24 protein-coding genes and 1 pseudogene are annotated in these 21,138 nt (G+C 67.8%); 13 read left to right on the plus strand and 12 right to left on the minus strand.

Annotated features, from left to right (window positions below):
• Positions 1-1,898: type IV secretory system conjugative DNA transfer family protein (locus CFP71_RS15480; RefSeq protein WP_093934555.1), on the minus strand; the 1,898-nt coding region annotated here is incomplete at its 3' end.
• Positions 1,898-2,152 carry a helix-turn-helix transcriptional regulator gene (locus CFP71_RS43555; protein WP_244199699.1) on the minus strand — a complete coding sequence of 85 codons (255 nt, stop codon included), beginning with the start codon at positions 2,150-2,152 and terminating at the stop codon, positions 1,898-1,900. The genes CFP71_RS43555 and CFP71_RS15480, both read right to left, overlap by 1 nt.
• 392 nt (positions 2,153-2,544) lie before the next feature.
• Between CFP71_RS43555 and CFP71_RS15490 the strand changes: the two genes are divergently transcribed.
• Positions 2,545-3,210, plus strand: coding sequence for a GntR family transcriptional regulator (locus tag CFP71_RS15490; protein ID WP_093934556.1), 666 nt, complete (start codon positions 2,545-2,547; stop codon positions 3,208-3,210).
• Between the two features lie 68 nt (positions 3,211-3,278).
• On the opposite strand, the gene CFP71_RS15495 is transcribed toward CFP71_RS15490, so the two are convergent.
• The 5 genes from CFP71_RS15495 to CFP71_RS15515 form a co-directional block, all read right to left on the minus strand.
• Positions 3,279-4,115 (minus strand): hypothetical protein, encoded by an 837-nt coding sequence (locus CFP71_RS15495; protein WP_093934656.1) that lies wholly within the window; start codon positions 4,113-4,115, stop codon positions 3,279-3,281.
• Positions 4,116-4,523: 408 nt separating this feature from the next.
• Complete coding sequence (locus CFP71_RS15500) at positions 4,524-5,015, minus strand: GNAT family N-acetyltransferase (protein WP_208635965.1); 492 nt, start codon at positions 5,013-5,015, stop codon at positions 4,524-4,526.
• Positions 5,016-5,047: 32 nt separating this feature from the next.
• Positions 5,048-5,449, minus strand: coding sequence for an arsenate reductase ArsC (locus CFP71_RS15505; protein WP_093934558.1), 402 nt, complete (start codon positions 5,447-5,449; stop codon positions 5,048-5,050).
• Positions 5,446-6,519: an ACR3 family arsenite efflux transporter gene (arsB, locus tag CFP71_RS15510; protein WP_093934559.1), complete on the minus strand. Its 1,074-nt coding sequence runs from the start codon at positions 6,517-6,519 to the stop codon at positions 5,446-5,448. Before arsB ends, CFP71_RS15505 begins: the two co-directional genes overlap by 4 nt.
• On the minus strand, positions 6,516-6,878 hold the full coding sequence (locus CFP71_RS15515) for an ArsR/SmtB family transcription factor (RefSeq protein WP_093934560.1): 363 nt from the start codon (positions 6,876-6,878) through the stop codon (positions 6,516-6,518). The genes arsB and CFP71_RS15515 overlap by 4 nt, the downstream gene beginning before the upstream one ends.
• A gap of 83 nt (positions 6,879-6,961) precedes the next feature.
• Between CFP71_RS15515 and CFP71_RS15520 the strand changes: the two genes are divergently transcribed.
• The 9 genes from CFP71_RS15520 to CFP71_RS15560 all read left to right on the plus strand — a co-directional run bounded on the left by CFP71_RS15520 (position 6,962) and on the right by CFP71_RS15560 (position 15,355).
• Positions 6,962-7,384 carry an ArsI/CadI family heavy metal resistance metalloenzyme gene (locus CFP71_RS15520; protein ID WP_093934561.1) on the plus strand — a complete coding sequence of 141 codons (423 nt, stop codon included), beginning with the start codon at positions 6,962-6,964 and terminating at the stop codon, positions 7,382-7,384.
• Positions 7,385-7,474: 90 nt separating this feature from the next.
• Complete coding sequence (locus tag CFP71_RS15525; RefSeq protein ID WP_244199700.1) at positions 7,475-7,915, plus strand: GNAT family N-acetyltransferase; 441 nt, start codon at positions 7,475-7,477, stop codon at positions 7,913-7,915.
• Positions 7,916-7,975: 60 nt separating this feature from the next.
• The gene (locus CFP71_RS15530) at positions 7,976-9,142 is read left to right on the plus strand and encodes an ROK family transcriptional regulator (RefSeq protein WP_093934563.1); all 1,167 of its coding nucleotides are present in this window, start codon (positions 7,976-7,978) and stop codon (positions 9,140-9,142) included.
• A 96-nt stretch (positions 9,143-9,238) separates the two neighbouring features.
• Positions 9,239-10,258: an ABC transporter substrate-binding protein gene (locus CFP71_RS15535; protein WP_093934564.1), complete on the plus strand. Its 1,020-nt coding sequence runs from the start codon at positions 9,239-9,241 to the stop codon at positions 10,256-10,258.
• The gene (locus CFP71_RS15540) at positions 10,255-11,016 is read left to right on the plus strand and encodes an ABC transporter ATP-binding protein (RefSeq protein ID WP_093934565.1); all 762 of its coding nucleotides are present in this window, start codon (positions 10,255-10,257) and stop codon (positions 11,014-11,016) included. Before CFP71_RS15535 ends, CFP71_RS15540 begins: the two co-directional genes overlap by 4 nt.
• The gene (locus CFP71_RS15545) at positions 11,013-11,849 is read left to right on the plus strand and encodes an ABC transporter permease (protein WP_093934566.1); all 837 of its coding nucleotides are present in this window, start codon (positions 11,013-11,015) and stop codon (positions 11,847-11,849) included. The genes CFP71_RS15540 and CFP71_RS15545 overlap by 4 nt, the downstream gene beginning before the upstream one ends.
• On the plus strand, positions 11,846-13,168 hold the full coding sequence (locus tag CFP71_RS15550; protein WP_279629225.1) for an LLM class flavin-dependent oxidoreductase: 1,323 nt from the start codon (positions 11,846-11,848) through the stop codon (positions 13,166-13,168). The genes CFP71_RS15545 and CFP71_RS15550 overlap by 4 nt, the downstream gene beginning before the upstream one ends.
• Positions 13,165-14,067, plus strand: coding sequence for a TauD/TfdA dioxygenase family protein (locus CFP71_RS15555; RefSeq protein ID WP_093934567.1), 903 nt, complete (start codon positions 13,165-13,167; stop codon positions 14,065-14,067). Before CFP71_RS15550 ends, CFP71_RS15555 begins: the two co-directional genes overlap by 4 nt.
• Before the next feature lie 70 nt (positions 14,068-14,137).
• Positions 14,138-15,355, plus strand: a complete 1,218-nt coding sequence (locus CFP71_RS15560) for an RNA polymerase sigma factor (RefSeq protein WP_093934568.1) — start codon at positions 14,138-14,140, stop codon at positions 15,353-15,355.
• Here CFP71_RS15560 and CFP71_RS15565 read toward each other — a convergent pair.
• Together CFP71_RS15565 and CFP71_RS15570 are read right to left on the minus strand one after the other, a co-directional pair.
• Entirely contained in the window at positions 15,352-15,798 is a 447-nt protein-coding gene (locus CFP71_RS15565) for a nuclear transport factor 2 family protein (RefSeq protein WP_093934569.1), read from the minus strand. The two genes, CFP71_RS15560 and CFP71_RS15565, sit on opposite strands and share 4 nt — an antisense overlap.
• 2 nt (positions 15,799-15,800) lie before the next feature.
• Positions 15,801-16,676 (minus strand): TIGR03619 family F420-dependent LLM class oxidoreductase, encoded by an 876-nt coding sequence (locus CFP71_RS15570; RefSeq protein WP_093934570.1) that lies wholly within the window; start codon positions 16,674-16,676, stop codon positions 15,801-15,803.
• A gap of 124 nt (positions 16,677-16,800) precedes the next feature.
• On the opposite strand from CFP71_RS15570, the gene CFP71_RS15575 reads away from it, so the two are divergent.
• Positions 16,801-17,592, plus strand: a complete 792-nt coding sequence (locus CFP71_RS15575) for a hypothetical protein (RefSeq protein WP_093934571.1) — start codon at positions 16,801-16,803, stop codon at positions 17,590-17,592.
• Positions 17,593-17,737: 145 nt separating this feature from the next.
• On the opposite strand, the pseudogene CFP71_RS15580 reads toward CFP71_RS15575, so the two are convergent.
• The 3 genes and pseudogenes from CFP71_RS15580 to CFP71_RS15590 form a co-directional block, all read right to left on the minus strand.
• Positions 17,738-17,914: pseudogene (locus tag CFP71_RS15580) on the minus strand (aromatic amino acid lyase); the annotation flags it as partial.
• 336 nt (positions 17,915-18,250) lie between these two features.
• Positions 18,251-19,060, minus strand: coding sequence for an Fpg/Nei family DNA glycosylase (locus tag CFP71_RS15585; RefSeq protein ID WP_093934572.1), 810 nt, complete (start codon positions 19,058-19,060; stop codon positions 18,251-18,253).
• A 1-nt stretch (position 19,061) separates the two neighbouring features.
• On the minus strand, positions 19,062-19,535 hold the full coding sequence (locus tag CFP71_RS15590) for a ribose-5-phosphate isomerase (RefSeq protein WP_093934573.1): 474 nt from the start codon (positions 19,533-19,535) through the stop codon (positions 19,062-19,064).
• Between the two features lie 45 nt (positions 19,536-19,580).
• Here CFP71_RS15590 and CFP71_RS15595 point away from each other — a divergent pair, with 45 nt between their 5' ends.
• Both CFP71_RS15595 and CFP71_RS15600 read left to right on the plus strand, forming a co-directional pair.
• Entirely contained in the window at positions 19,581-20,324 is a 744-nt protein-coding gene (locus CFP71_RS15595; RefSeq protein ID WP_093934658.1) for a 2-phosphosulfolactate phosphatase, read from the plus strand.
• The gene (locus CFP71_RS15600) at positions 20,321-21,124 is read left to right on the plus strand and encodes an MBL fold metallo-hydrolase (RefSeq protein WP_093934574.1); all 804 of its coding nucleotides are present in this window, start codon (positions 20,321-20,323) and stop codon (positions 21,122-21,124) included. The genes CFP71_RS15595 and CFP71_RS15600 overlap by 4 nt, the downstream gene beginning before the upstream one ends.
• Positions 21,125-21,138: the final 14 nt, after the last annotated feature.

Here is a 21,138-nt window from a genome sequence, read left to right on the forward strand (position 1 = left end):
ACCGCCTCGACACGAGCGGCCCGACGCTCGGCGGCCCAGTCCTGCGCACGAGCCACCCACGGCTCGACGCGGTCGGCGAGCATGTCCACGAACGCCCCGGCCTTGGTCAGCCACAGCTCGCGGCGGTCGGCCCAGCGGATCATCAGCTCGGCGTGGCGCCAGCGGCGCTCGATCGCCTTCACCTCGCGGCGCTTCCACGCCATCTGCAGTGTCCCGATCGCGGCGGGCATCCCGCGGCGCACGATCACCGCGTGCAGCTCCGGCAGCTGCGAGATCTGCCCCGGCGACAGCACCGGCACCCGCTGCGGCGTCCGGCCGGTGACGTGCCCGTCGACGTCCTCGGTGGCGACCATCTCGTGCCGATCCGAGGTCAGCAGCGAATACGCCTGTAGGTCGTCCGGGTCCTTCTGGTTGGCCAGCACCAGCAGCGTCGAGGAGTTCGTCAGGATCGCCGCACACCCGGTGTCGCCCCACCGCTTGCGCAGCTGCGCGCGGGACTGGGCACCGATGTGGATGGTGATGTTGCGGCCACCCATGTCCGAGGTCCAGTTGTCCAACGGAACCGGGCAGATCAGCGCCGCCTCGTCGAGCACCATCGTCAGCGCGGGATCGAGTCGTCCACCGGGCGATTCGGAGGCGATGCGGCGGGCCTCGCGGGCGATGTGGGAGGTCAGCGCCGCCACCAGCGGGGCGGTGTGGCCTTCCTCGGCGCCGAGCATGTAGACGGTGCCGCGCTGGTCGAGCAGGTCGGCGACGTCGAACGCGCCACCCGTGGCCGCGGCGCGCGCGGTCGGGTCGGTCAGCCACCCCAGGGCGGGCATGATCGTGGTCGTGATCGACGACCTCGTGCGGTCGTTCGTGGTCAGGAACTGCCGCGCGGTGGTCTCGAACGCCGGTTCCGGCGAGCGGCGCAGCAGCCGCAGCACCTCATCCGCCGCACCCTCCGGGTCCGCCACCCACGACTGCACATCCACCATGTCCAGGCCGCCCAGGGCGGCCGCGTGCATCAGCGTCGCCAAAGCGCGGCGGGCCTGCGACACCCAGTGCTCCCGCTCGTCACTGCCGCCGTCGGGCAAGAGATCGGACGCGCGGTGCGTCGCGGTCACCGGGTTCTCGCATCCGGCCAGCGGGTCGAATGTGATCGTCGAGTCCAGCTTCCCCAGCCCCGACGGGTTGAACACGAACACCGGCCCGTGCTGCTGCTCGCGCAGCTGCGCGGTCAGCTCGATCAGGTCCGTCCGCGTGCTGGTGGCGATCACTGCGCCGGGTGCGTCGAGGATCCGGCACGCCAGCTCCCCCGTCTTCCCCGACCGCGGCCCACCCAGCCGCAACGTCACGTCCTCCACCGGCGACCAGATCCGCTGAAACCCGACCCGCGCCACCGCCGTCGCGTACTCCGTGACCGGCACCTGGCGGCGGGTCCACCACATCGCCCGCTTCAACCCCGGTTTCAGCACCTTCGCCTTGCGCCGCATCGCCGACTTCGACGCCACCCGCCAGATCTGCCACCGCGACGCCACACCACCATTGCGGCGCGAACGCCGCGACCACTTCCCGATCAACCCCGACGAACCATTCCGGCCACGCAAACCCACGAACGCCGCCACGGCGAGCACCGGACCGCCGATCAGCAGACCGAACGGCCACACGTCGTAGCCCGGCGTCTCGGCGGGAACCCAGCCCGCGAACCAGATCGACAAGCCGGTCAGCCCGGCCGCGACCGTCACCAGCCGTGCCGAGTTCCCCCGAATCAGCTCCGCCAGACCGAACACGCCGGCCGCGACACCCGCGACCACAAACCACGGCCACACCACAGCGGCCTTCACATGCCAGTCGCTCAGCAAATTCCCCAGCGCAATCAACACGACCGCCGTCAGAAGAGCCCCGAACGTGCGCATCAGGCCGCACCCCCAGCCGCGAACCCAGCTTCGTCCTGGTCTTCTCGCTCAGCCCTTGTCACCGCGGCGGACTCACATGCGGCGATGTACTGCTCGATGGCCACACCCGGGATCCGAACCGCGCCCCTCCCGGTGCCAATCCGGATCGCGCGTAGCGCTCCGGATTCGACCGCTCGATAGATCGTGGCCACTGAGACGTCGAAGCTGTCCGCGACCGTCCGAACCCGGTACAGCCGGGTACGTTCCACCTGCATCGTTTCTCCCAAGGTTCCGGTGCAAGCCCCGGTCGGTGTGCCAGCACTGGCCGGGGCATCTGCTTTTGCTGCGGTCGCAACCCCCTCTGGAGTCGCTGTGATCGCAGCGTATACGCAACTGTGTATGCACAACAGACCTGGTGCTGCACAGCTGGATATGCACAGCGCCGGAGAGTTCGGCTTTGTGGCCGCCACCTGGGAAGACAGTGCAATGTAACGATCAGGCAACGAACCAAATCGGCCCACGCCGGACCGAGAGTTCGAGCAAGCGACGCCAATCCCCCAACGGCGACTGGCGTCGCGATACGGCAACCCATCAACGAAGCGCTATGTATACGCAGCTGTGTATACTCTGCGAAATGTCCGCCCGCCCAATGCATGGAAGGAAACAAATGCCCGAGCCAGCGTACGTTTCCATCGCAGGTAAATACGCTCGAAAAATTCGAAGCGGGCAGCTTCCCCCGGGCGTTCAGCTGCCAAGTCTCACTGAGATTTCCGCAGAGAACGGTGTCTCAAAGATCGTTGCAAGAAAGGCGATCGAGCTTCTGCAGAACCAGGGTCTCGTTCGAACAGTTCAACGTCGAGGCGTCTTCGTTTCGAGCCGAACAAACCTCATTCGAGTGGCCTTGGAGCGACAGTTCGAAGATGCGGAAACAACCTTTGGCCATGAATCGGCCGAAGAGGCACATGTGGAGCGGGACACTGAGGAAATTCCTGCGCCCCCCGAAGTAGCCGAAGCGTTAAACGTGCCGGTCGGCGAGATAGTGACTCATGTTGTTACGAGAGCGACTGAAGAGCGGCTGCCGATCTCCATATCCGACACCTATCAGCCACTCGGGATCACCGGAGTATCCACCGCAAAGTACCTTGAGGAAACCCACGCCGACCGGCTTCCTGTTCCGGAACACGCCCAATGGCTGAAGGTTGAACCCGGAGAAATCGTGAAGACCGTGCATCAAAAATTCATCACAGAAGACGGCGACGTGGTGATGATTTCTGACATCTCCTACCCTCGGGACAGGTATGATGCATTTGTGTTCAAGATGACCCTGCGGTGAGATCGACCGGCGATTAACCCTCGAATGCGGGCCAGGCTTTCGCAGTCTGGCCCGCATTCGTTCGCTGATTAGCGCCTCTCCCAAACCTGAGCAACGTCGTTCAGGTTCCACCATGACACAAATCGATCATCTTCGGCGATAAGACTCCATCGCGCTGCTAGAGCATCGAAGAATGACTCATCGCCTGTCTTTCCGCCACATGGCTCGCCAATGAACAAGAGTCGATGGCCGCCAGACGCCTCGAATTTGGCCAACGACTCTGAAGCCATCGAGTTGCCCCATCCTGGCGGCCAACACAGGAACAGCGCACTATTGCCGCCGTCCCAGAGATCCGGCCGCAACTCTTCAACGTTTCGGACAGAATGCCAGACGGCTTGCCGCCCCACTGCATGGTCAAATGACGCGTTCAAAGTCGCATCGGGCGGTGCGATATCGAACGCACGAACGTCGAGGCCCGACTGGCTCAGCTGGGCCGCCCAGTAGCCGCGGCCCGCACCTACCTCGACCACCGCACGTCCCGAGCAGGCTGATGCAACCCACTCCAGGGTTTCCGGCGACGGAATGGCGTATGCGAAGCTCGACTGCAAGATCGTGGCAGCGAACGCGAGCCGACTGCTGCCCGAAGGACGGCCGCCGTCGACGACTCGGCGGTCGGCGCGTTCAGAAACGAGCGGCGCAACGATGTCCCAGTACGGATTGCTACTGGCCGACTCGCTGGCTGTCAGGTAGTGGATCATCCGCAAGTCGAAGGCTGCATCGAGCTGGTCGTCACCAGTGCCTGGCAAGCCTGGTGCGAAGTCCAAGTACTCGGCGAGTTTTGGGTACTCCCTCTGGAGACGTTCCTGATCGTCAAGCAGCGCGACCAGCTCACTGCGGCGATTGTCTGTCAGCACAAGTTCGACCACGTCCAACAGTCTGACGCATCCGCTGCGAGCCCAACAGTTGCCGCACTCCGGCGAGCGAGCGTCGTAGACACGGGGCGCGGGGCGGCGCCCGTCTCAAATTCCGTCTCAGTTCGTACCCCGTCGGGACACTTCACGAGTCGCACAAATCGCGCCGACCTGCGCTTAAGCAACTTGGGCTACCCCAAGAAACCGCTCCCCCGGGTCTTTGGGAGCGGAGGGTCGCAGGTTCAAATCCTGTCATCCCGACTTTGTCACCATCACAACGGCGGGACCAGCTCGAACGAGCCAAACCCGCCGTCTCAGTACAAAGCGTTATACACGCCTTGCCGAACATCAGAGGTCTCTTCCGGCTTGGGTTCGCACCCATTGATCAACCTCCCGAGTCCCCCAGGGCGGCTGGGGTCCGGTCTAGGTGGCCGCCTTGTCGGTGCCGGCGATCGCGCTGCGGCGTTCGATCATTACGACGTCGCGCCAGCGGTCGTGGTGCCGGCCGACGCGTTCGCGGATTCCGATCTCCCGGAAGCCCGCGCCGCGGTGCAGTGCCCTGCTCGCGGTGTTCTCGGGGAAGAGCCCGCTTTGGAGGGTCCAGATCCCCGCGTTCTCCGTCGAGGTGATGAGCGCGGTCAGCAAGGCCCGGCCGACACCCCGGCCTTGGGCGCCGGGGTGGACGTAGACGCCGTGCTCGACCACTCCGGCGTCGACGCACCGGTCGGATACAGCACTGACGCCGACCCAGCCAAGCACTTTCCCGGCCGCGTCGAGCGCTACCAGGCGGTGCGCCTGGAGGTGGGTGGCGTCCCAGGTCGTCCAGTCGGGTGCGGCGGTCTCGAAGGCGGCGTCGCCGCTGTCTAGTCCGGTTTGGTAGATCGCCAGCACCTGTTCGGCGTGACCTGCCTCCATGGGCGCAATCCGCACCGGGACCGGGGCGGGCTTCATCCGGCGACCAGCTCGGTGAGCAGTTCGCGGACGCGGCGGTCGATCTCGTCGCGGATCGGGCGGATCTGGTCGACGACCCGGCCGGCGGGGTCGTCGAGCTGCCAGTCGAGGTACCGCTTGCCGGGGAAGACCGGGCAGGCGTCGCCGCAGCCCATGGTGATGACGACGTCGGCGGCTTCGACCGCGTCGGTGGTCAGCCGCTTGGGGAATTCGCGGGAGACGTCGATGCCGAGTTCGGCCATGACCGCGACCACGGCGGGGTTGATCTCGCCGGCGGGGGCGGATCCGGCGGAGCGGACGGCGACGCGTCCGGCGGCGTGGTGGTGCAGCAGCGCGGCGGCCATTTGGGAGCGCCCGGCGTTGTGGACGCAGACGAACAGGACTTCGGGGGTGTTCACGGGGTGACCTCCACGCGGGCTGGGGTGAAGCGGCGGCGCAGTGCCAGGGAAACGTAGACGAGCGCGACGAGGACGGGGACTTCGATCAGCGGACCGACGACCCCGGCGAGCGCTTGGCCGCTGGTCGCTCCGAAGGTCGCGATGGCCACGGCGATGGCGAGCTCGAAGTTGTTGCCCGCGGCGGTGAACGCCAGTGTCGTGGTGCGCTCGTAGGACAAGCCGACCGCGCGGCCGAAAGCGTAGGACCCGGCCCACATCAGTCCGAAGTAGACCAGCAGCGGCACCGCGATCCGGACGACGTCCAGCGGCCGCGCGGTGATCTGTTCCCCTTGCAACGCGAAGAGAACCACGATGGTGAACAGCAGCCCGTAGAGCGCGGCCGGTCCGATCCTCGGCAGGAACCGGGTCTCGTACCAGGCGCGGCCTTTCGCGCGTTCGCCGAGGCGTCGGGTCAGGTAGCCCGCCAGGAGCGGGATACCGAGGAAGATCAGCACGCTTTTCGCGATCTGCCAGCCGGACACCGCGAGGCCGGCTTGCGGGAGGCCGAGCCAGCCGGGCAGGACCGCAAGGTAGAACCAGCCGAGGAACCCGAACGCGATCACCTGGAACACCGAGTTCAGCGCGACCAGCACGGCGGCGGCCTCGCGATCGCCGCAGGCGAGGTCGTTCCAGATGATCACCATGGCGATGCAGCGGGCGAGGCCGACGATGATCAGCCCGGTCCGGTACTCCGGCAGATCGGGCAGCAGCAGCCAGGCGAGGGCGAACATCAGCGCCGGGCCGATCAGCCAGTTCAGCACCAGCGAGGGCCACAGCAGCCGCCGATCGCCGGTGACCGTGCCGAGGCGGTCGTAGCGGACCTTCGCCAGCACCGGGTACATCATCACCAGCAGCCCGAGCGCGATCGGCAGCGAGATCCCGTCCACCTGCACCGCCGACAGGACCGTGTTCAGGCCGGGAATCCAGCGTCCGGCGAGCAGCCCGGCGACCATCGCGGCCGCGATCCACACGGGCAGGAACCGGTCCAGGGTGGACAGCTTGCCGACCACCCCCGTGTCCGGGCCGGTCATGCCGGGACCGCGGTGTCACCGGGGACCAGGACGGCCGACAGGCGGGCCAGCACCTCGGGGTGGACGCGGTAGTACACCCAGGTGCCGCGCCGCTGCCCGGTGATCAGCCCGGACTCCCGCAACACCTTGAGGTGATGGGAGATGGTCGGGCCGGTCAGGTCGAACGCGTCGGTCAGGTCGCACACGCACGCCTCGCCGCCCGCGTGGGAGGCGATCAGCGAAAGCAGCCGCAACCGCACCGGGTCGGCCATCGCCTTGAACAACTTCGACAGCTCGACGGCCTGGTCCTCGCTCAGCGGTTCGCGGGCCAGTGGCGAGCAACAGGCGTCCATCGCGGCGATCGGCAGCTGTTTCGGCATGCGTCTATCTTGACAGACTTCTAATTAGAGGACAATCTAAGCCGAGTCACTGTTTCGATGAACGTCTATTCAAGGAGGATGCGATGTCACGGGTACAGCTCGCGCTGCGCGTCGGGGACCTCGAAGGTTCGATCGACTTCTACTCGAAGCTCTTCGGCACCGAACCGGCCAAACTCCGTCCCGGGTACGCGAACTTCGCCATCGCCGAACCCGCGCTCAAGCTCGTGCTCCTCGAAGGGGAGCCCGGTCAGGCCACGGTCATGGATCACCTCGGCGTCGAGGTCGAGTCCACCGACCAGGTCAGCGAAGCCGGCAAGCGCCTGACCGGCGAAGGCCTGGAGACGCTGACCGAGGACGACACCACCTGCTGCTACGCCGTGCAGGACAAGATCTGGGTCCACGGTCCCGGCCAGGAACCCTGGGAGGTCTACACCGTCAAGGCCGACTCGCAGACCTTCGGCACCGACAGCGCCGCCCTCGCCACCCCGGCCACCTGCTGCTCCTGACCGGCACGGAGCGGGTTGCCGCGCGGCCACCCGCTCCGACGGCGCCGCCGGACCGACCTGCGCTCCGTGCCCCTCGCTTTAATGGGATTCATGGAGATCCGCCAGGCACGCACCACGGATGCCCCCGCCGTGACCCCGTTGCTCGCCCAGCTGGGCTACCCGGACAACCACGAGGAAGACGTCCGCCGCCGGCTCGAACGCTGGGCCGCCCACCCCGAAGGCGCCGCGTTCGTCGCCGTGTCGGGCGACGGCGTGGTCGGCGTCATCGCGGTGGTCGCGATCCCGCTCCTCGAACGGGAGGGCTCCGTGGGACGGATCGTGGCCCTCGTGGTGGACGAGAGCCAGCGCGGCACCGGGGTCGGGCGCGAACTGGTCACCGCCGCCGAAGAGCAGGCGCTGCGGTGGGGTTGTGTCGCCATGGAGGTCAGCAGTTCCCGCCGCCGGACTGGCGCGCACGCCTTCTACCGGGCGCGCGGGTACGAGGACCGTTGCGAGCGCAGCGCCAAGTTCTTCCGTGAACTGACCGCCTGACCAGCTCCCGGATGCTGAGAGCCCTAGGCCCACCCGCACCCACTTGCGAATATCGGCACCGTGACCGGCAGGCGGAGCGCCAGTGCCAGCGCGGTGCTCCGCGTGGTGCTGGACGAAGGAGCGATAGCGCGCAGCACCATCGCGCGCCGCACCGGGCTGAGTGCCGCCGCCGTCACGGGGCATGTGGCCGAGCTGATGCGCCGGGGCTTCCTCACCGAGCTGCCCGAGGTCGCGGGCGCGGTCGGCAGGCCGCATGTGCCGGTGGACCTCGACACGGAGCGGTTCGTGGTGTGCGGAGCGCATATCGCGGTCGACCATCTCACCGTCGGCCTGCTGGACCTGCGCGGAAAAGTGCTGGCACAGCTGGAAGCCCCGCATCACGGCGCCGAGCCTGCCGTGCAGGTCGCGCAGATCGCGGAGCTGCTCGACGACCTCCTCATCGGACACGCGCCGGACCGGACTCCGCTCGGGTTGGGGGTGGCGACCGGCGGCTGGGTCGACGAGGCGTCGGGGACGGTGGTCGAGCATGGATTGCTCGGCTGGCGAGGGGTCCCGTTGCGCGAGCTGCTCACCGAGGTGACCGGGCTCGACGTCCGCGTCGACGGGCATTCGCGGGCGCTCATCCACGCCGAACGCCTGCTGGGGCAACCGAGAGCGCGCAGCAGTGTGGTGCAGTTGTTCACCGGCAACGTGGTCGACGCGGCCTTCGCCACCGGCGAAACCGTCCACCACGGTCCGCGCTCGGCCGCGGGCGCCGTCGCGCATCTAAGGGTCGATGACAGCGAAGAACCTTGCCGCTGCGGGCGTTCCGGCTGTCTTGAGGCCACGGTTTCCGAGCGCACGGTCGTCCGAAAGGCCGTTGAAGCAGGAATCGCCGAAAAACCGACTTTCGCCGAAGTGCTCCATTTGGCGGCATCGGGAAACAAAGGCGCCATCGACATTTTCCAGGAACGCGCACGAATAATAGGACAGGCCGCCGCGTTGCTCTTCGACGTCCTCAATCCGGAAATCCTCATCGTGCTCGACCAGAGTGTACGCGACGTCGAGGGTTGCCTTTCCACGATCCGGGACGAGGTCTCCCAGCGCTCATGGATCTGCCAGAACGCGACCGAAAACGTTGTGTCGTCGAGCTTTCCGGGGACCGAGCTGGCGACGGCCGGTGGCGCGGTCACGCTGAACGCCCTCTACGAAGATCCTCTTTTCACGCACCTCGCCAACGTATCGTAAAGCCGGGTTACTTCATTTAATCGCAAAATTGACGCTCTCCGCCGGGCCTGCGAAGAATCTCCTTCGACGACGCGAACCCGAACGAAAGAGCCCACCGTGAAGAAACCAGTGCCCTTGATCGCCGCGCTCCTCGCCGGATTGGCGCTGTCGGGCTGCGGCGCCTCCGCGACCCCGGCGGGCGCCGCCGGACAGCCGGAGAAACTCGAACTCCGCTACCAAGGTTCGGCGAACAACGTCACCTACCCCGAACTCGCCGAGGACCTCGGGTACTTCGGCCCGGTCAAACTCAAGTGGGTCGGCAACACGATCAGCGGGCCGCAGGACATCCAGTCCGCCGCGACCGATCAGACCGACTTCGGCGGCGCCTTCACCGGCGCGGTCGCCAAACTCGTGGACGCCGGCGCCCCGATCAAGGCCGTCGTCAACTACTACGGCTCCGACGAGAAGACCTTCTTGGGCTTCTACGTCAAGGAAGACAGCCCGATCCGCAACCCGCGCGACCTCATCGGCAAGAAGGTCGGCGTCAACACCGTCGGCGCGAACCTGGAGGCCGTCCTCGACACCTGGCTCAAGCGCAGCGGACTCTCCGACGCCGAGATCGGCCAGGTGCAACTGGTCGTCCTGCCGCCGATCAACACCGAACAGGCCCTGCGCAACGGCCAGATCGACGTCGCCGCGCTCAACGGCGTCCTCCAGGACCGCGCCCTCTCCGTCGGCGGGGTGCGGGCGATCGTGAAGGACGTCGAGGCGTTTGGCCCCTACAACGGCGGGCCGTACGTGCTGCGGACCGACTTCATCAAGAAGTACCCGGAGACCACGAAAACCTTCGTCACCGGCGTGGCCAAGGCGATCGAATGGGCACGCACCACGCCACGCGAGGAGGTCATCGCCCGGTTCACCAAGATCATCCAGAACCGCGGCCGCAACGAGAACACCGAAACGCTCAAGTACTGGAAGAGCGTCGGCGTCACCAAGGGCGGGCTGATCTCCGACAACGACTACACGCTCTGGACGGAGTGGCTCAAGCAGTCCGGGTTCATCAAGAACGACCAGGTCGACCTGAAGAAGCTCTACACCAACGAGTTCAACCCCTTCCGCGAAGGCGGTGGCGCGTGACCGCCAAGATCAGCCTCCGCTCGGTCACCAAGACCTTCGGCGCCCTGACCGCACTGGACGACGTCTCCCTCGACATCGAGGACGGCACGTTCCTCTCCCTCGTCGGGCCCAGCGGCTCCGGCAAGTCGACCCTGCTCGACCTGCTCGGCGGCCTCGCGAAACCCACGTCCGGCGAGGTCCTGATCGACGGGAAGCCCGTCACTGGACCGGGCCTGGACCGCGGGGTCGTGTTCCAGCAGTACGCGTTGTTCCCCTGGCGCACCGCCCGCGCCAACGTCGAATTCGGGCTCGAAGGCGGCACGCTGACCAAGCGGCAGCGCGCCGACAGGGCGAGGGAATTCCTCGACCTGGTCGGGCTTTCCGGCTTCGAAGACCATCTCCCCCACCAGCTTTCCGGTGGCATGAAGCAACGCGTCGCGATCGCGAGGAGCCTCGCCTACGACCCCGACGTACTGCTGATGGACGAGCCGTACGCCGCGCTCGACTCCCAGACCCGCGAACTGCTCCAGGAGGAACTGCGGCGGATCTGGAAACGCACCGGCAAGACCATCGTCTTCATCACCCACAGCATCGAAGAAGCCGTCTACTTGGGACAGAAGGTCGCGGTGCTCACCTCGCGACCGGGAAGGCTCAAGGACGTCGTCGACATCGACCTCGGCGACCGCTCCAACGACGATCTGCGCTCGGCGCCCGCGTTCGTGGCGCACCGGCACCGGCTGTGGGAACTCCTGCACGACGAGATCCGGAGGGCCGCATGACCGCGACACTCGAAGCGCCGACTGTCCACACCGGACCGAAACCGGTCGAGAAGGCACGTAAGAAAAGCAGGCTGGGCAAGGCTTTCCGCAGCTCGGCGGCGATCCTGCTGTTCCTCGCCATCTGGGAACTCGCTCCCCAGTTCATCCTCGACGAAGGAACGAGGACCTTCCTTCCGCCGCTGTCGGAAGACCTCGTCGCGCTCTGGGAACTGATCCTCAACGGCCAGCTGGCCGATCACCTGCTGGCGAGTCTCGGCCGGTCCGCCGCCGGGTTCGTGATCGCGGTGGGCGTCTCGGTCCCGCTCGGGCTGCTGATCGCCTGGTACCGACCGCTCGCGGAGTTCCTGAACCCGCTGCTGGAACTCGCCCGCAACACCGCCGCGCTGGCGTTGCTGCCGGTGTTCACGCTCCTGCTCGGCATCGGCGAAGTGTCCAAGATCGCGCTGATCGTCTACGCCTGCGTCTGGCCGGTGCTGCTCAACACGATCGCCGGGGTGAACACCGTGGATCCCTTGCTGGTCAAGGCCGCGCGTTCGCTCGGGCTGTCGAGTCCGAACCTGTTCCGCAAGGTGATCCTGCCCTCGGCGGTGCCGACCATCTTCACCGGGATCCGGATGGCGGCGGCGTACTCGATCCTCATCCTGATCGCCGCCGAAATGGTCGGTGCCAAGGCCGGGCTCGGCTATCTGATCAACAACTCCCAGGTCAACTTCCAGATCCAGCAGATGTATGCCGCGATCATCACGGTGTCGGTGCTGGGCCTGGCCATCAACGCGGGCTTCGTCGCGCTGGAGCGGCGATTCTCCACCTGGCGTGTCAAGGAGAAGGCGTGAAACACCTGCATCTCAACGCGTTCGTGATGCCGAACGGCCATCACGAGGCGGCCTGGCGGCATCCCAGCACGGATCCGCGGCGCGCCGCGACGCTGAAACACTATGTCGACATCGCCCGTACGGCGGAGCGCGGCAAGCTGGATTCGCTGTTCCTCGCCGACGGCGTCGCCTTGTGGGGCAACGTCCGCTACAACTCGCACACCCTGTTCGAGCCACTGACGCTGCTTTCGGCGCTGGCCGGGGCCACCGAGCGCATCGGTCTCATCGCCACCGCGTCGACGACCTACAACGAGCCGTACCACCTGGCCCGGAAGTTCGCTTCGCTCGACCATCTCAGCGGCGGGCGCGCGGGCTGGAACATCGTGACGTCGGCGGGCGAGGACGAGGCCCGCAACTTCAACCGCGACGCCCGGCCGGCGCACGCGCTGCGTTACGAACGCGCCACCGAATTCGTCGAGGTGGCAAGGAAACTCTGGGACAGCTGGGACGACGACGCGGCCGTCATCGACAAGGCGAGCGGGGTCTACGCGGACACCGACCGCATCCATCCGATCGACCACAACGGCCCGCATTTCCAGGTCCGCGGCCCGCTGAACATCCCGCGTCCGGTGCAGGGACATCCCTTGCTGGTGCAGGCCGGTTCGTCGGAGACGGGCAAGGAGTACGCGGCCCGGTTCGCCGAGGCGGTGTTCACCGCGCAGCAGACTTTCGCCGAAGGCAAGGCTTTCTACGACGACGTCAAGGGAAGACTCGCGAAGTACGGACGCTCGCCGGAGGAGATCAAGATCCTGCCGGGGATCAGCCCGATCCTGGGCCGCACGGAGGCCGAAGCGAAGGAACGCGAGGCCGAGCTCAACGCCCTGATCACCCCCGCGTACGGCGTGCGGCAGCTGTCGAACATGCTCGACCACGACCTCACGCCGTATCCGCTCGACGGTCCGCTGCCCGACGTCGGCACCTTCACCGAAGGCGCGCAGAGCCGGTTCGAGCTGGTCACCGGCCTGGCGCGGCGCGAGAACCTGACCATCCGCCAGCTGATCGAACGGCTCGCGGGCGGGCGTGGGCACCGTGTCTTCGCCGGTACGGCAACGCAAGTGGCCGACCAGCTGGAGCACTGGTTCACCGAAGGCGCCGCGGACGGCTTCAACGTCATGCCGCCCACCCTGCCCGGCGGCCTCGAGGACTTCGTCGACCTCGTGGTCCCGGAACTCCAGCGGCGCGGCCTGTTTCGCACCGAGTACACCGCCACGACCTTGCGCGGCCACTACGGCCTCGCCCGTCCCGTCCATCGCACCGCAGTGAAGGAGCATGCCGCATGACCGCCCTAAACACCCAGGTCGAGGTCCGCAAGATCACCGGCAGGATCGGCGCGCAGGTGATCGGCGTCGATCCGGCCAAGGACCTCGACGCCGCCACCGTCGCGTTCGTGACCGAAGCCCTGCACGAGCACAAGGCGCTCGTGTTCCGCGACGTCGAGCTGGACGACGCGGGCCAGCAGCGGTTCGCCGCGCACTTCGGCGAGCTGACCAAGGCGCACCCGACCGTCCCGTCGGTCGACGGGGAGCCCGCCATCCTGCCGGTCGACAGCGAGCAGGGCCGCGCGAACCAGTGGCACACCGACGTCACCTTCGTGCACAACCCGCCGAAGGCCAGCACGCTGCGCAGCCTGGTCGTACCGCCCTACGGTGGCGAGACGCTCATCGCCAACTCGGCCGCCGCGTACCGCGACCTGCCGGAGCCGCTCCGGGCGTTCGCCGACACGCTGCGCGCCGAGCACACCAACGACTACGACTACGCGAAGGCGCCGGAGACTCTCGACGAGGCGGAGCAGGAACGCCGGAAGGTGTTCGTCTCGCAGAAGTTCCGCACGGTCCACCCGGTGGTGCGGGTGCATCCGGTGACCGGCGAACGCGGGCTGTACATCGGCGGGTTCGCGCAGCGGATCATCGGGCTGTCCAAGGGCGAGTCGCGGGACATCCTGCGGCTGCTGCAGTCCTACGTGACGCGGCCGGAGAACGTCGTCCGGGTGAGCTGGGAGCCGAACCAGCTGGTGCTGTTCGACAACCGCATCACCCAGCACTACGCCGTCGACAACTACGACGACCTGCCCCGCCGCCTGAACCGGGTCACCGTGGCGGGCGACGTCCCGGTCGGCATCGACGGGGTGCCGAGCGAATCCCTCGAAGGCGACGCTTCGCACTACTCCCCCGTCGCCTGACGCCCCGCATTTAGTCCTCTGGATGCGTACCAACCGCATCCAGAGGACTAAATGCGGTAAGACTGGCGACGTGAAGGACGATCGTCAGGTGGAAGCGCTCCTCAGGGAGCTGGCCCCGCAGGTCATCGGGTTGCTGGTGCGCAAGCACGGGCAGTTCGACGCCTGCGAGGACGCCGTCCAGGAAGCCCTGCTTTCGGCCGCGCAGCAATGGCCGGAGCAGGGCATCCCGGACAGCCCGAAGTCCTGGCTCGCGACGGTCGCGTCCCGGCGGCTGGTGGACGAGTGGCGCAGCGAGAGCGCGCGACGGCGGCGCGAGGAGAACGACGCGCTGATGGCCCCGGCCGAACCGTCCACTGTGTCCGATACGGACGACACGCTCACCGTGTTGTTCTTGTGCTGCCACCCTTCCCTGTCCGCGCCGTCGCAACTCGCGCTCACGCTGCGCGCCGTCGGCGGTCTGACCACCGGCGAGATCGCAGCCGCGTTCCTGGTCCCGGAATCGACGCTCGCCCAACGGATCAGCCGGGCGAAACAGACCATCAAGAAGGCGGGCGCCGAATTCGTCCTGCCGCCGGCCGCGGAACTCGCCGAACGGCTCCGCGTCGTCCTCCAGGTGCTGTACCTGATCTTCAACGAGGGCTACACGACCAGCGGCGGCCCCGACCTGCACCGCGCCGACCTGACCGCCGAGGCGATCCGGCTGACCCGCCTGCTCCGGCGGCTCATGCCGGACGAGGACGAGGTCACCGGCCTGCTCGCGCTCATGCTGCTGACCGACGCCCGCCGCGACGCCCGCGCCGGCGAGGACGGCTCGCTCGTCCCTCTCGCCGAGCAGGACCGCTCGCGCTGGAACGCGGAAACGATCGCCGAAGGGGTCTCGCTGGTGAGCGGGGCCCTGGCGGAAGGCCCTGTCGGGCCGTACCAGGTGCAGGCCGCGATCGCCGCCGTCCACGACGAGGCGGCCACCGCGGCCGACACGGACTGGTCCCAGATCCTCGCGCTCTACGACGTCCTCGAAAAGGTGTCGCCCGGCCCGATCGTGACGCTCAACCGCGCTGTCGCGGTCGCCGAGGTCAACGGGCCGGAAGCAGGCCTCGAACTGCTCGCCACGCTCGACGACGACACCCGGATGAGCCAGACCCATCGGCTCGATTCCGTGCGCGGGCACCTGCTGGAGCTGGCCGGGGACGCCGTCGCCGCGCGCGAGGCATACCTCCGGGCCGCTGGCAAGACCGCGAGCGAACCCGAGAAGCAGTACCTGACCCGGCGCGCGGAGCGGCTCTCCTAGTCCTCGGCTTTGCGGGCGGTGGCCATGGCGCGCTCGGTTTCCCAGAACGCCCGCATCGACACGATCAGCCCGTCCTCGCGCACCCGGTAGACGAACACGCCGTCGGTGTCGACGCGATAGCCGCCGGGCAGGTACGTCGTGATCGTGCCGACGTTCGCGACCTCGTCCCCGGCGGCGTGGGAATCACGGATGGTGAACTGGAAGCGGTTGACGCATCCGATCGTCTTGTCCCAGAAGGCACTGATCCCGTCGTGGCCGTGGTGGCCCTTGCCCTCCTCGTCGAACATCGACGGGCCGATCGGGTCTTCGACGACGGCGTCACCGGCGAAGAGCGCGAGCCAGGCTTCCTTGTCACCCGCCGTGACGGCGGTCATCGAGCGGAACGCGGCCTGCCTCGCGGGCGGCTGTTCGGCGGCGGGATCCCAGCAGACGTCGACACCCATGCTCAGTCTCCGATCTTCGCGATGATCTCGTCGCCGAACTTCTTGATGGAATCCAGCTTCGGGCCGACTTCGGCGTCGAAACCGAGGCCGTCGAACACCCACGGCATGGTGATGATGTCGGTGACGCCGATGTCGCCCTGCTCGCGGTAACCGTCGAGACCGAACTTGTCGATGCAGACGGCCTGGTACTCGAACGGGTCTTCGGCGCGACCCCGCTCCGCCAGCAGTCCGCGCAGTTTGGCGATCGTGTCGCGGAGGTCGTCGAACTTCATCATCGCCGAGGACCAGCCGTCGGCGACGCGAGCGGCCCGGCGCAGCGCGACGTCGGTGTGGCCGCCGATGTAGAACGGCACCTTCGACGGCGGTGTCGGGCTCATGCGGAGCTTGTCGAAGTCGAAGAACTCGCCGTGGAACTCGACCATCCCGCCGTCGAGGATCAGCCGCAGCACTTCGATGGCCTCGTCCACGCGTTTGCCGCGCTTCTCGTACGGCGCGCCGCACCAGCGGAACTCTTCCGGCGACCAGCCGACGCCGAGCCCCAGACCGAAACGGCCGCCGGTCAGCGCCGCGACCGAGTTGACCTGGCGCGCGAGCAGGACCGGGTTACGGGAGCCGAGTTTGAGCACGGAGGTGTAGAAGGTGAGCCGTTCGGTGACCGCGCCCATCGAGGCGGCGGCGACCAGCGGATCGGCCCAGGGCGTCTCCTCGGTCCAGAACCGGCTGCCGTCGGGCGTGTACGGGTAGTCGGCCGAGACCGTTTCGGAATAGAACAGGGAATCCGGGAGCGCGATCGAGGAGAACCCCGCCTCTTCGGCGGCCCGGGCGAGCTCGCCCAGCTGATCGAGCGGATTCATCGCGATCGACAGGGTGAACTTCATGGGGCTGAACTATAACGTGTTCTATTTTACCTCGCCAGTGGTGACCGCGAGCACCGACGGGAACCTCGGGCAGGCCGTCCACGTTGTCCGGAGCAAAGGCCGAACGATTCCTGGAGTTGAACCCATGGGCACCGCGATCTTCCTGATCGTGCTCCTCGTCGTCGTGGTCGGCGGCGGCATCTACTTCGCGAAATCCCAGGCGGCGGCCAAGAAGCGCCAGCTGGACGACGCGAAGGCGGACGCACGGCGCCTCGTCGAACGACTGGGCGGTCAGGTCATGAACCTCACCGGCACGGACACCGCTTCCCAGCAGGCGATGGCGGACGCGTCCGAGCGTTTCACCGCGGCGGGCTCCCAGATGGAGCAGGCGCAGACCATCGAGCAGGCGCGGCTCGTGCGCGAGACAGCCATCGAAGGCCTCTACTACGTCCGCGCCGCGCGGCTCGCCATGGGCATGGACCCCGGTCCGGAACTGCCCGGCAGCGAAGAGCGCGACAGGGCGGGCAAGGTCACCGAGCACCGCTCGGTCGACGTCGAGGGCGAGCACTACGAGGCCTCGCCGGACCCGAGCCAGCGGACGCCGCACTACTACCCCGGCGGTCGCGTGGCGGGCCGTCCGGTGCCGCAGGGCTGGTACAGCGAGCCGTGGTGGAAGCCCGCGCTCGTCGCCGGCGCCTGGGGTCTCGGTTCGATGCTGCTGTTCAGCGCGATGTTCTCCGGCATGGCGGGTATCGCGAGCGCGTCGGCCTGGGAGTCGGGCTACGACGCGGGCCAGGAAGACGCGGGCGCCGGCGGTGACGCGGGTGGCGACGCCGGAGGCGACATGGGCGGGGACGCCGGTGGGTTCGACGGTGGCGGCTTCGATGGCGGCGGTTTCGACGGCGGGGGCTTTGACGGCGGAGGCTTCGACTTCTAGCACCGGATCCAGAGAGGGCTGAAGGGGCCCTTCACCGCATGCGATGCGGTGAAGGGCCCCTTCGCTACGTCTGATGCGGGGAAAGTCCCCTTCAGCCCCGATCGTGGGTCGGGCCGCGTGAAGGCCCCCTTCACGCGGCTCAGCCGAGATCCCGGACCCGGCCGGTGACCGGCGACGGGACCAGGGGCGCGCGCATGTCGAGGGCGCGCGCGGCGGTGAGCAGTTCGATGGCGAGGACGGCATTGAGCCCCTCGACGGCCTTGCGCAGTTTGCGCGCGGCGGACCAGCCCATGGAGACGTGGTCTTCTTGCAGGAAACTCGACATTCACGACTTCCCAAGTACATGAAGGCCCCTTCCTTGCGCTAGGCGTAAGGAAGGGGGCCTTCATGTACTTCAGGTGAGAGCGCGAGTGAGCCGAGCCGGCGGTTTCGCGTGACTGGACGGACGACACCCGTGACCAGACGGACGACACGCGTGCTTGGAGGGACGACACCCGTGATCAGAGGGACGCCACGATCGTGACCGGGCCCCGCCGCGTGTCGTCCATCTGGACACACGTGCCGTCCATCCCGTCACGGGTGTCGTCCGTCCGATCACGCGAAACCGCCACCGGCCCGAGTACGTGAAGGGCCCTTCACGTACTGGCCGAAAAGCGAGTCAGGCGGGCTGGCAGGTCGGGCACCAGAAGAGGTTCCGCGCCGCCAGGTCGCTCCGCAGCACCGGAGTCCCGCAGACGAGACAAGGCAGCCCCTCGCGGCGGTAGACGTAGACCTCGCCCCCGTGCCGGTCCTGCCGCGGCGCGCGGCCGGTCGCCTCGGGCAGGTGTTCCGGCGCGACGGTGTCGATCCGTCCCACCCGGACACCGTGCCTCATGAGCGTCACCAGGTCCGCCCACATGTCGTCCCACAGCCCGCGATCGAGCGCGCGGCCGGGGACGAGCGGGGCGACACCGTGCCGGAACAGGACCTCGGCGCGGTACACGTTGCCGACGCCCGCCAGCACCGACTGGTCCATCAGCAGCGCCGCGATCGACGTCTTCGACCGGGAGATCCGGTCCCACGCCTTGTCCGGTTTCGCGTCCCGGCGCAGCGGGTCCGGTCCGAGCCGGGCCTTGATCGCGTCGACCTGCGGCACGTCCAGGAGCTCACACTGGTTCGGGCCGCGCAGGTCGGCGGAATGCGTCGGGCCGACCAGCCGCATCCGCACCTGCCCGACCGGTTCGCCGACCGGCAGCGGCACGTCGGAGAACGTGCCGTAGAGGCCGAGGTGGACGTGCACCGTCCCGTGTGGACCGTAGTCGTGGAACAGGTGCTTCCCGTACGCCTCGGCCTTCACCAGCACCCGGCCGTCCAAACGGGACGCTTCTCCCGTGAACCGCCCCTGCGGGCTGCTCACCTCGACCGGGTGACCGGCGAAACGGCGTTTGTGCAGACGTGCCAAGCGATGGAGCGTGTGCCCCTCGGGCATGTCAGTGCTCGGGAAGCGGCGGCGGCCAGCCGGTGTTCTCGTAGTCCAGGATCTGCTGGACGCGACGGCCGTGGCGCTCGTCCGGGCTCGGCGGGGTCGAGAGGAAGGCCTCGACGATCTCCGTGGCCTCTTCGGTGGTGTGCATCCGCGCGCCGACGCCGATCAGCTGGGCGTGGTTGTGCTCGCGGGTGAGCTTCGCGGTCTCGACGCTCCACGCGAGGCCGGCGCGGGCGCCCTTTACCTTGTTGGCCGCGATCTGCTCGCCGTTGCCGGAGCCGCCGACGACGATGCCGAGGCTGCCCTCGTCCGCGACGACGCGGCGAGCCGCCTCGATGCAGAACGCCGGGTAGTCGTCGGCCGCGTCGTAGACGAAGGGGCCGACGTCCTCGACGTCGTGGCCCTGCTCCTTGAGGTGGGCCACGAGGTGGTTCTTCAGTTCGAAACCGGCATGGTCAGAGCCAAGGTAAACACGCACAGCGCGGAGTCTGCCATCACGTTCCGGGACGAGCATGCTGTGGGGGTGGACATCTGGGGCCAGACCGAATCCGACATCAGGCTCGAATGGGGACCCGAAGGCGTCGAAGCCTTGGGCCGCGATTGCGCCGTTCTCGTCATCGTCGACGTACTTTCCTTCTGCACCACAACGGATCTCGTCCTGGGCAACGGCGGCCGCGTGCTGCCCGTCCGCTGGCGCGATCACCGCGGCGAAGAAGCCGCGAAAGAGCGAGGCGCCATCCTCGCGGGTGAAGGCGACTGGACCTTGCGACCTTCGTCTGTGACGGAAACCCCTTCCGGCACGCTCCTCGCGCTCCCCTCCCCCAACGGCGCCACGCTCTGCGACGCCGCCGCCACGACCGGTGCCGAAATCCTGGCGGGCTGTCTGCGCAACGCGACCGCCGTCGCCGCACGCGCCGCCGAGATGGCGGACGGCGCGCCGATCGGCGTCATCCCGGCGGGGGAACGCTGGGGGATCGACATGCATACCGACGCGAAAACCTTCGGACCACTGAGGCCGTGCGCCGAGGACCAGCTCGGTGCGGGAGCGATCGTCGCCGCGCTGAGCGGCTACGGCCGCCTGTCCGCCGAAGCCCGTCTCGCCGCCATCGCGGCGAAATCGATCGACATCGCCGAAGCACTGACAGAGTGTTCTTCAGGGCGTGAGCTCGCCAGTGCCGGACACGGGAACGACGTGACCCTCGCCGCACAGCTCGACACGAGCAGCACGGTTCCGGTGCTGCGCAACGGAATTCTGGAGGATCTGTGACTTGGCTCGAACTCGCCGACGGGGTGTACGCCCGCCGGTACGAGGAGCTGGACCTGACCGTCGGCCTGGTCGTGGGCAGCGACCGCTGCCTGGTGGTCGACGTCCGCGGTGACGTCGACCAGGGCGCCGAACTGGCCGCCGCGGTCCGGGAGATCACGCCGCTGCCGTGGTCGGTCGTCTACACCCACGCGCATTTCGACCACGCCTTCGGCACGACGGCGTTCCTGCCGTGCGACGTCTGGGCACACGAAGGCTGCTTGGCCGAACTGACCACCTATGGCGACGGCGCGCGGCAGAAGTGGATGCAGCACTACCTCGGCGAAAACCGGCCGGAGATGGCGGAGGCGCTGAAGCGCACCGTGATCACCCCGCCGGACAAGCCCGTCACCGACACCGCCGAGATCGACCTCGGCGGCCGCACCGTCGTGCTGCGGTTCCTCGGCCGCGCTCACACCGACCACGATCTGTTCGTGCACGTGCCGGACGCGGGCATCATCTTCGCGGGCGACGCCGTCGAGAACGCCGAAGCGGGCTTCAGCGCGTTCTCCTTCAACGACGGCAGCTGGCTCGCCGAATGGCCCGCCGTGATGGACGCGATCCTCGCGCTGGAGCCGAAGACGATCGTGGCCGGACACGGGGATCCCGTCGACACCGCGTTCATCGAGAAGCACCGTGACGGCCTTCGCGAACTCGTCGCGCTCAAGGCCCTGATCGCGGCAGGGGACCTCACGACGGACGAAGCCGTCGCGAGGTCCTCCTACCCCGGCGATGTCACCAAGGCCGCGCTGGAAACCCCTTAGTGTCCTGGCTTGGC

The organism is Amycolatopsis thailandensis, assembly GCF_002234405.1.
GTDB classification, from domain to species: Bacteria; Actinomycetota; Actinomycetes; order Mycobacteriales; family Pseudonocardiaceae; genus Amycolatopsis; species Amycolatopsis thailandensis.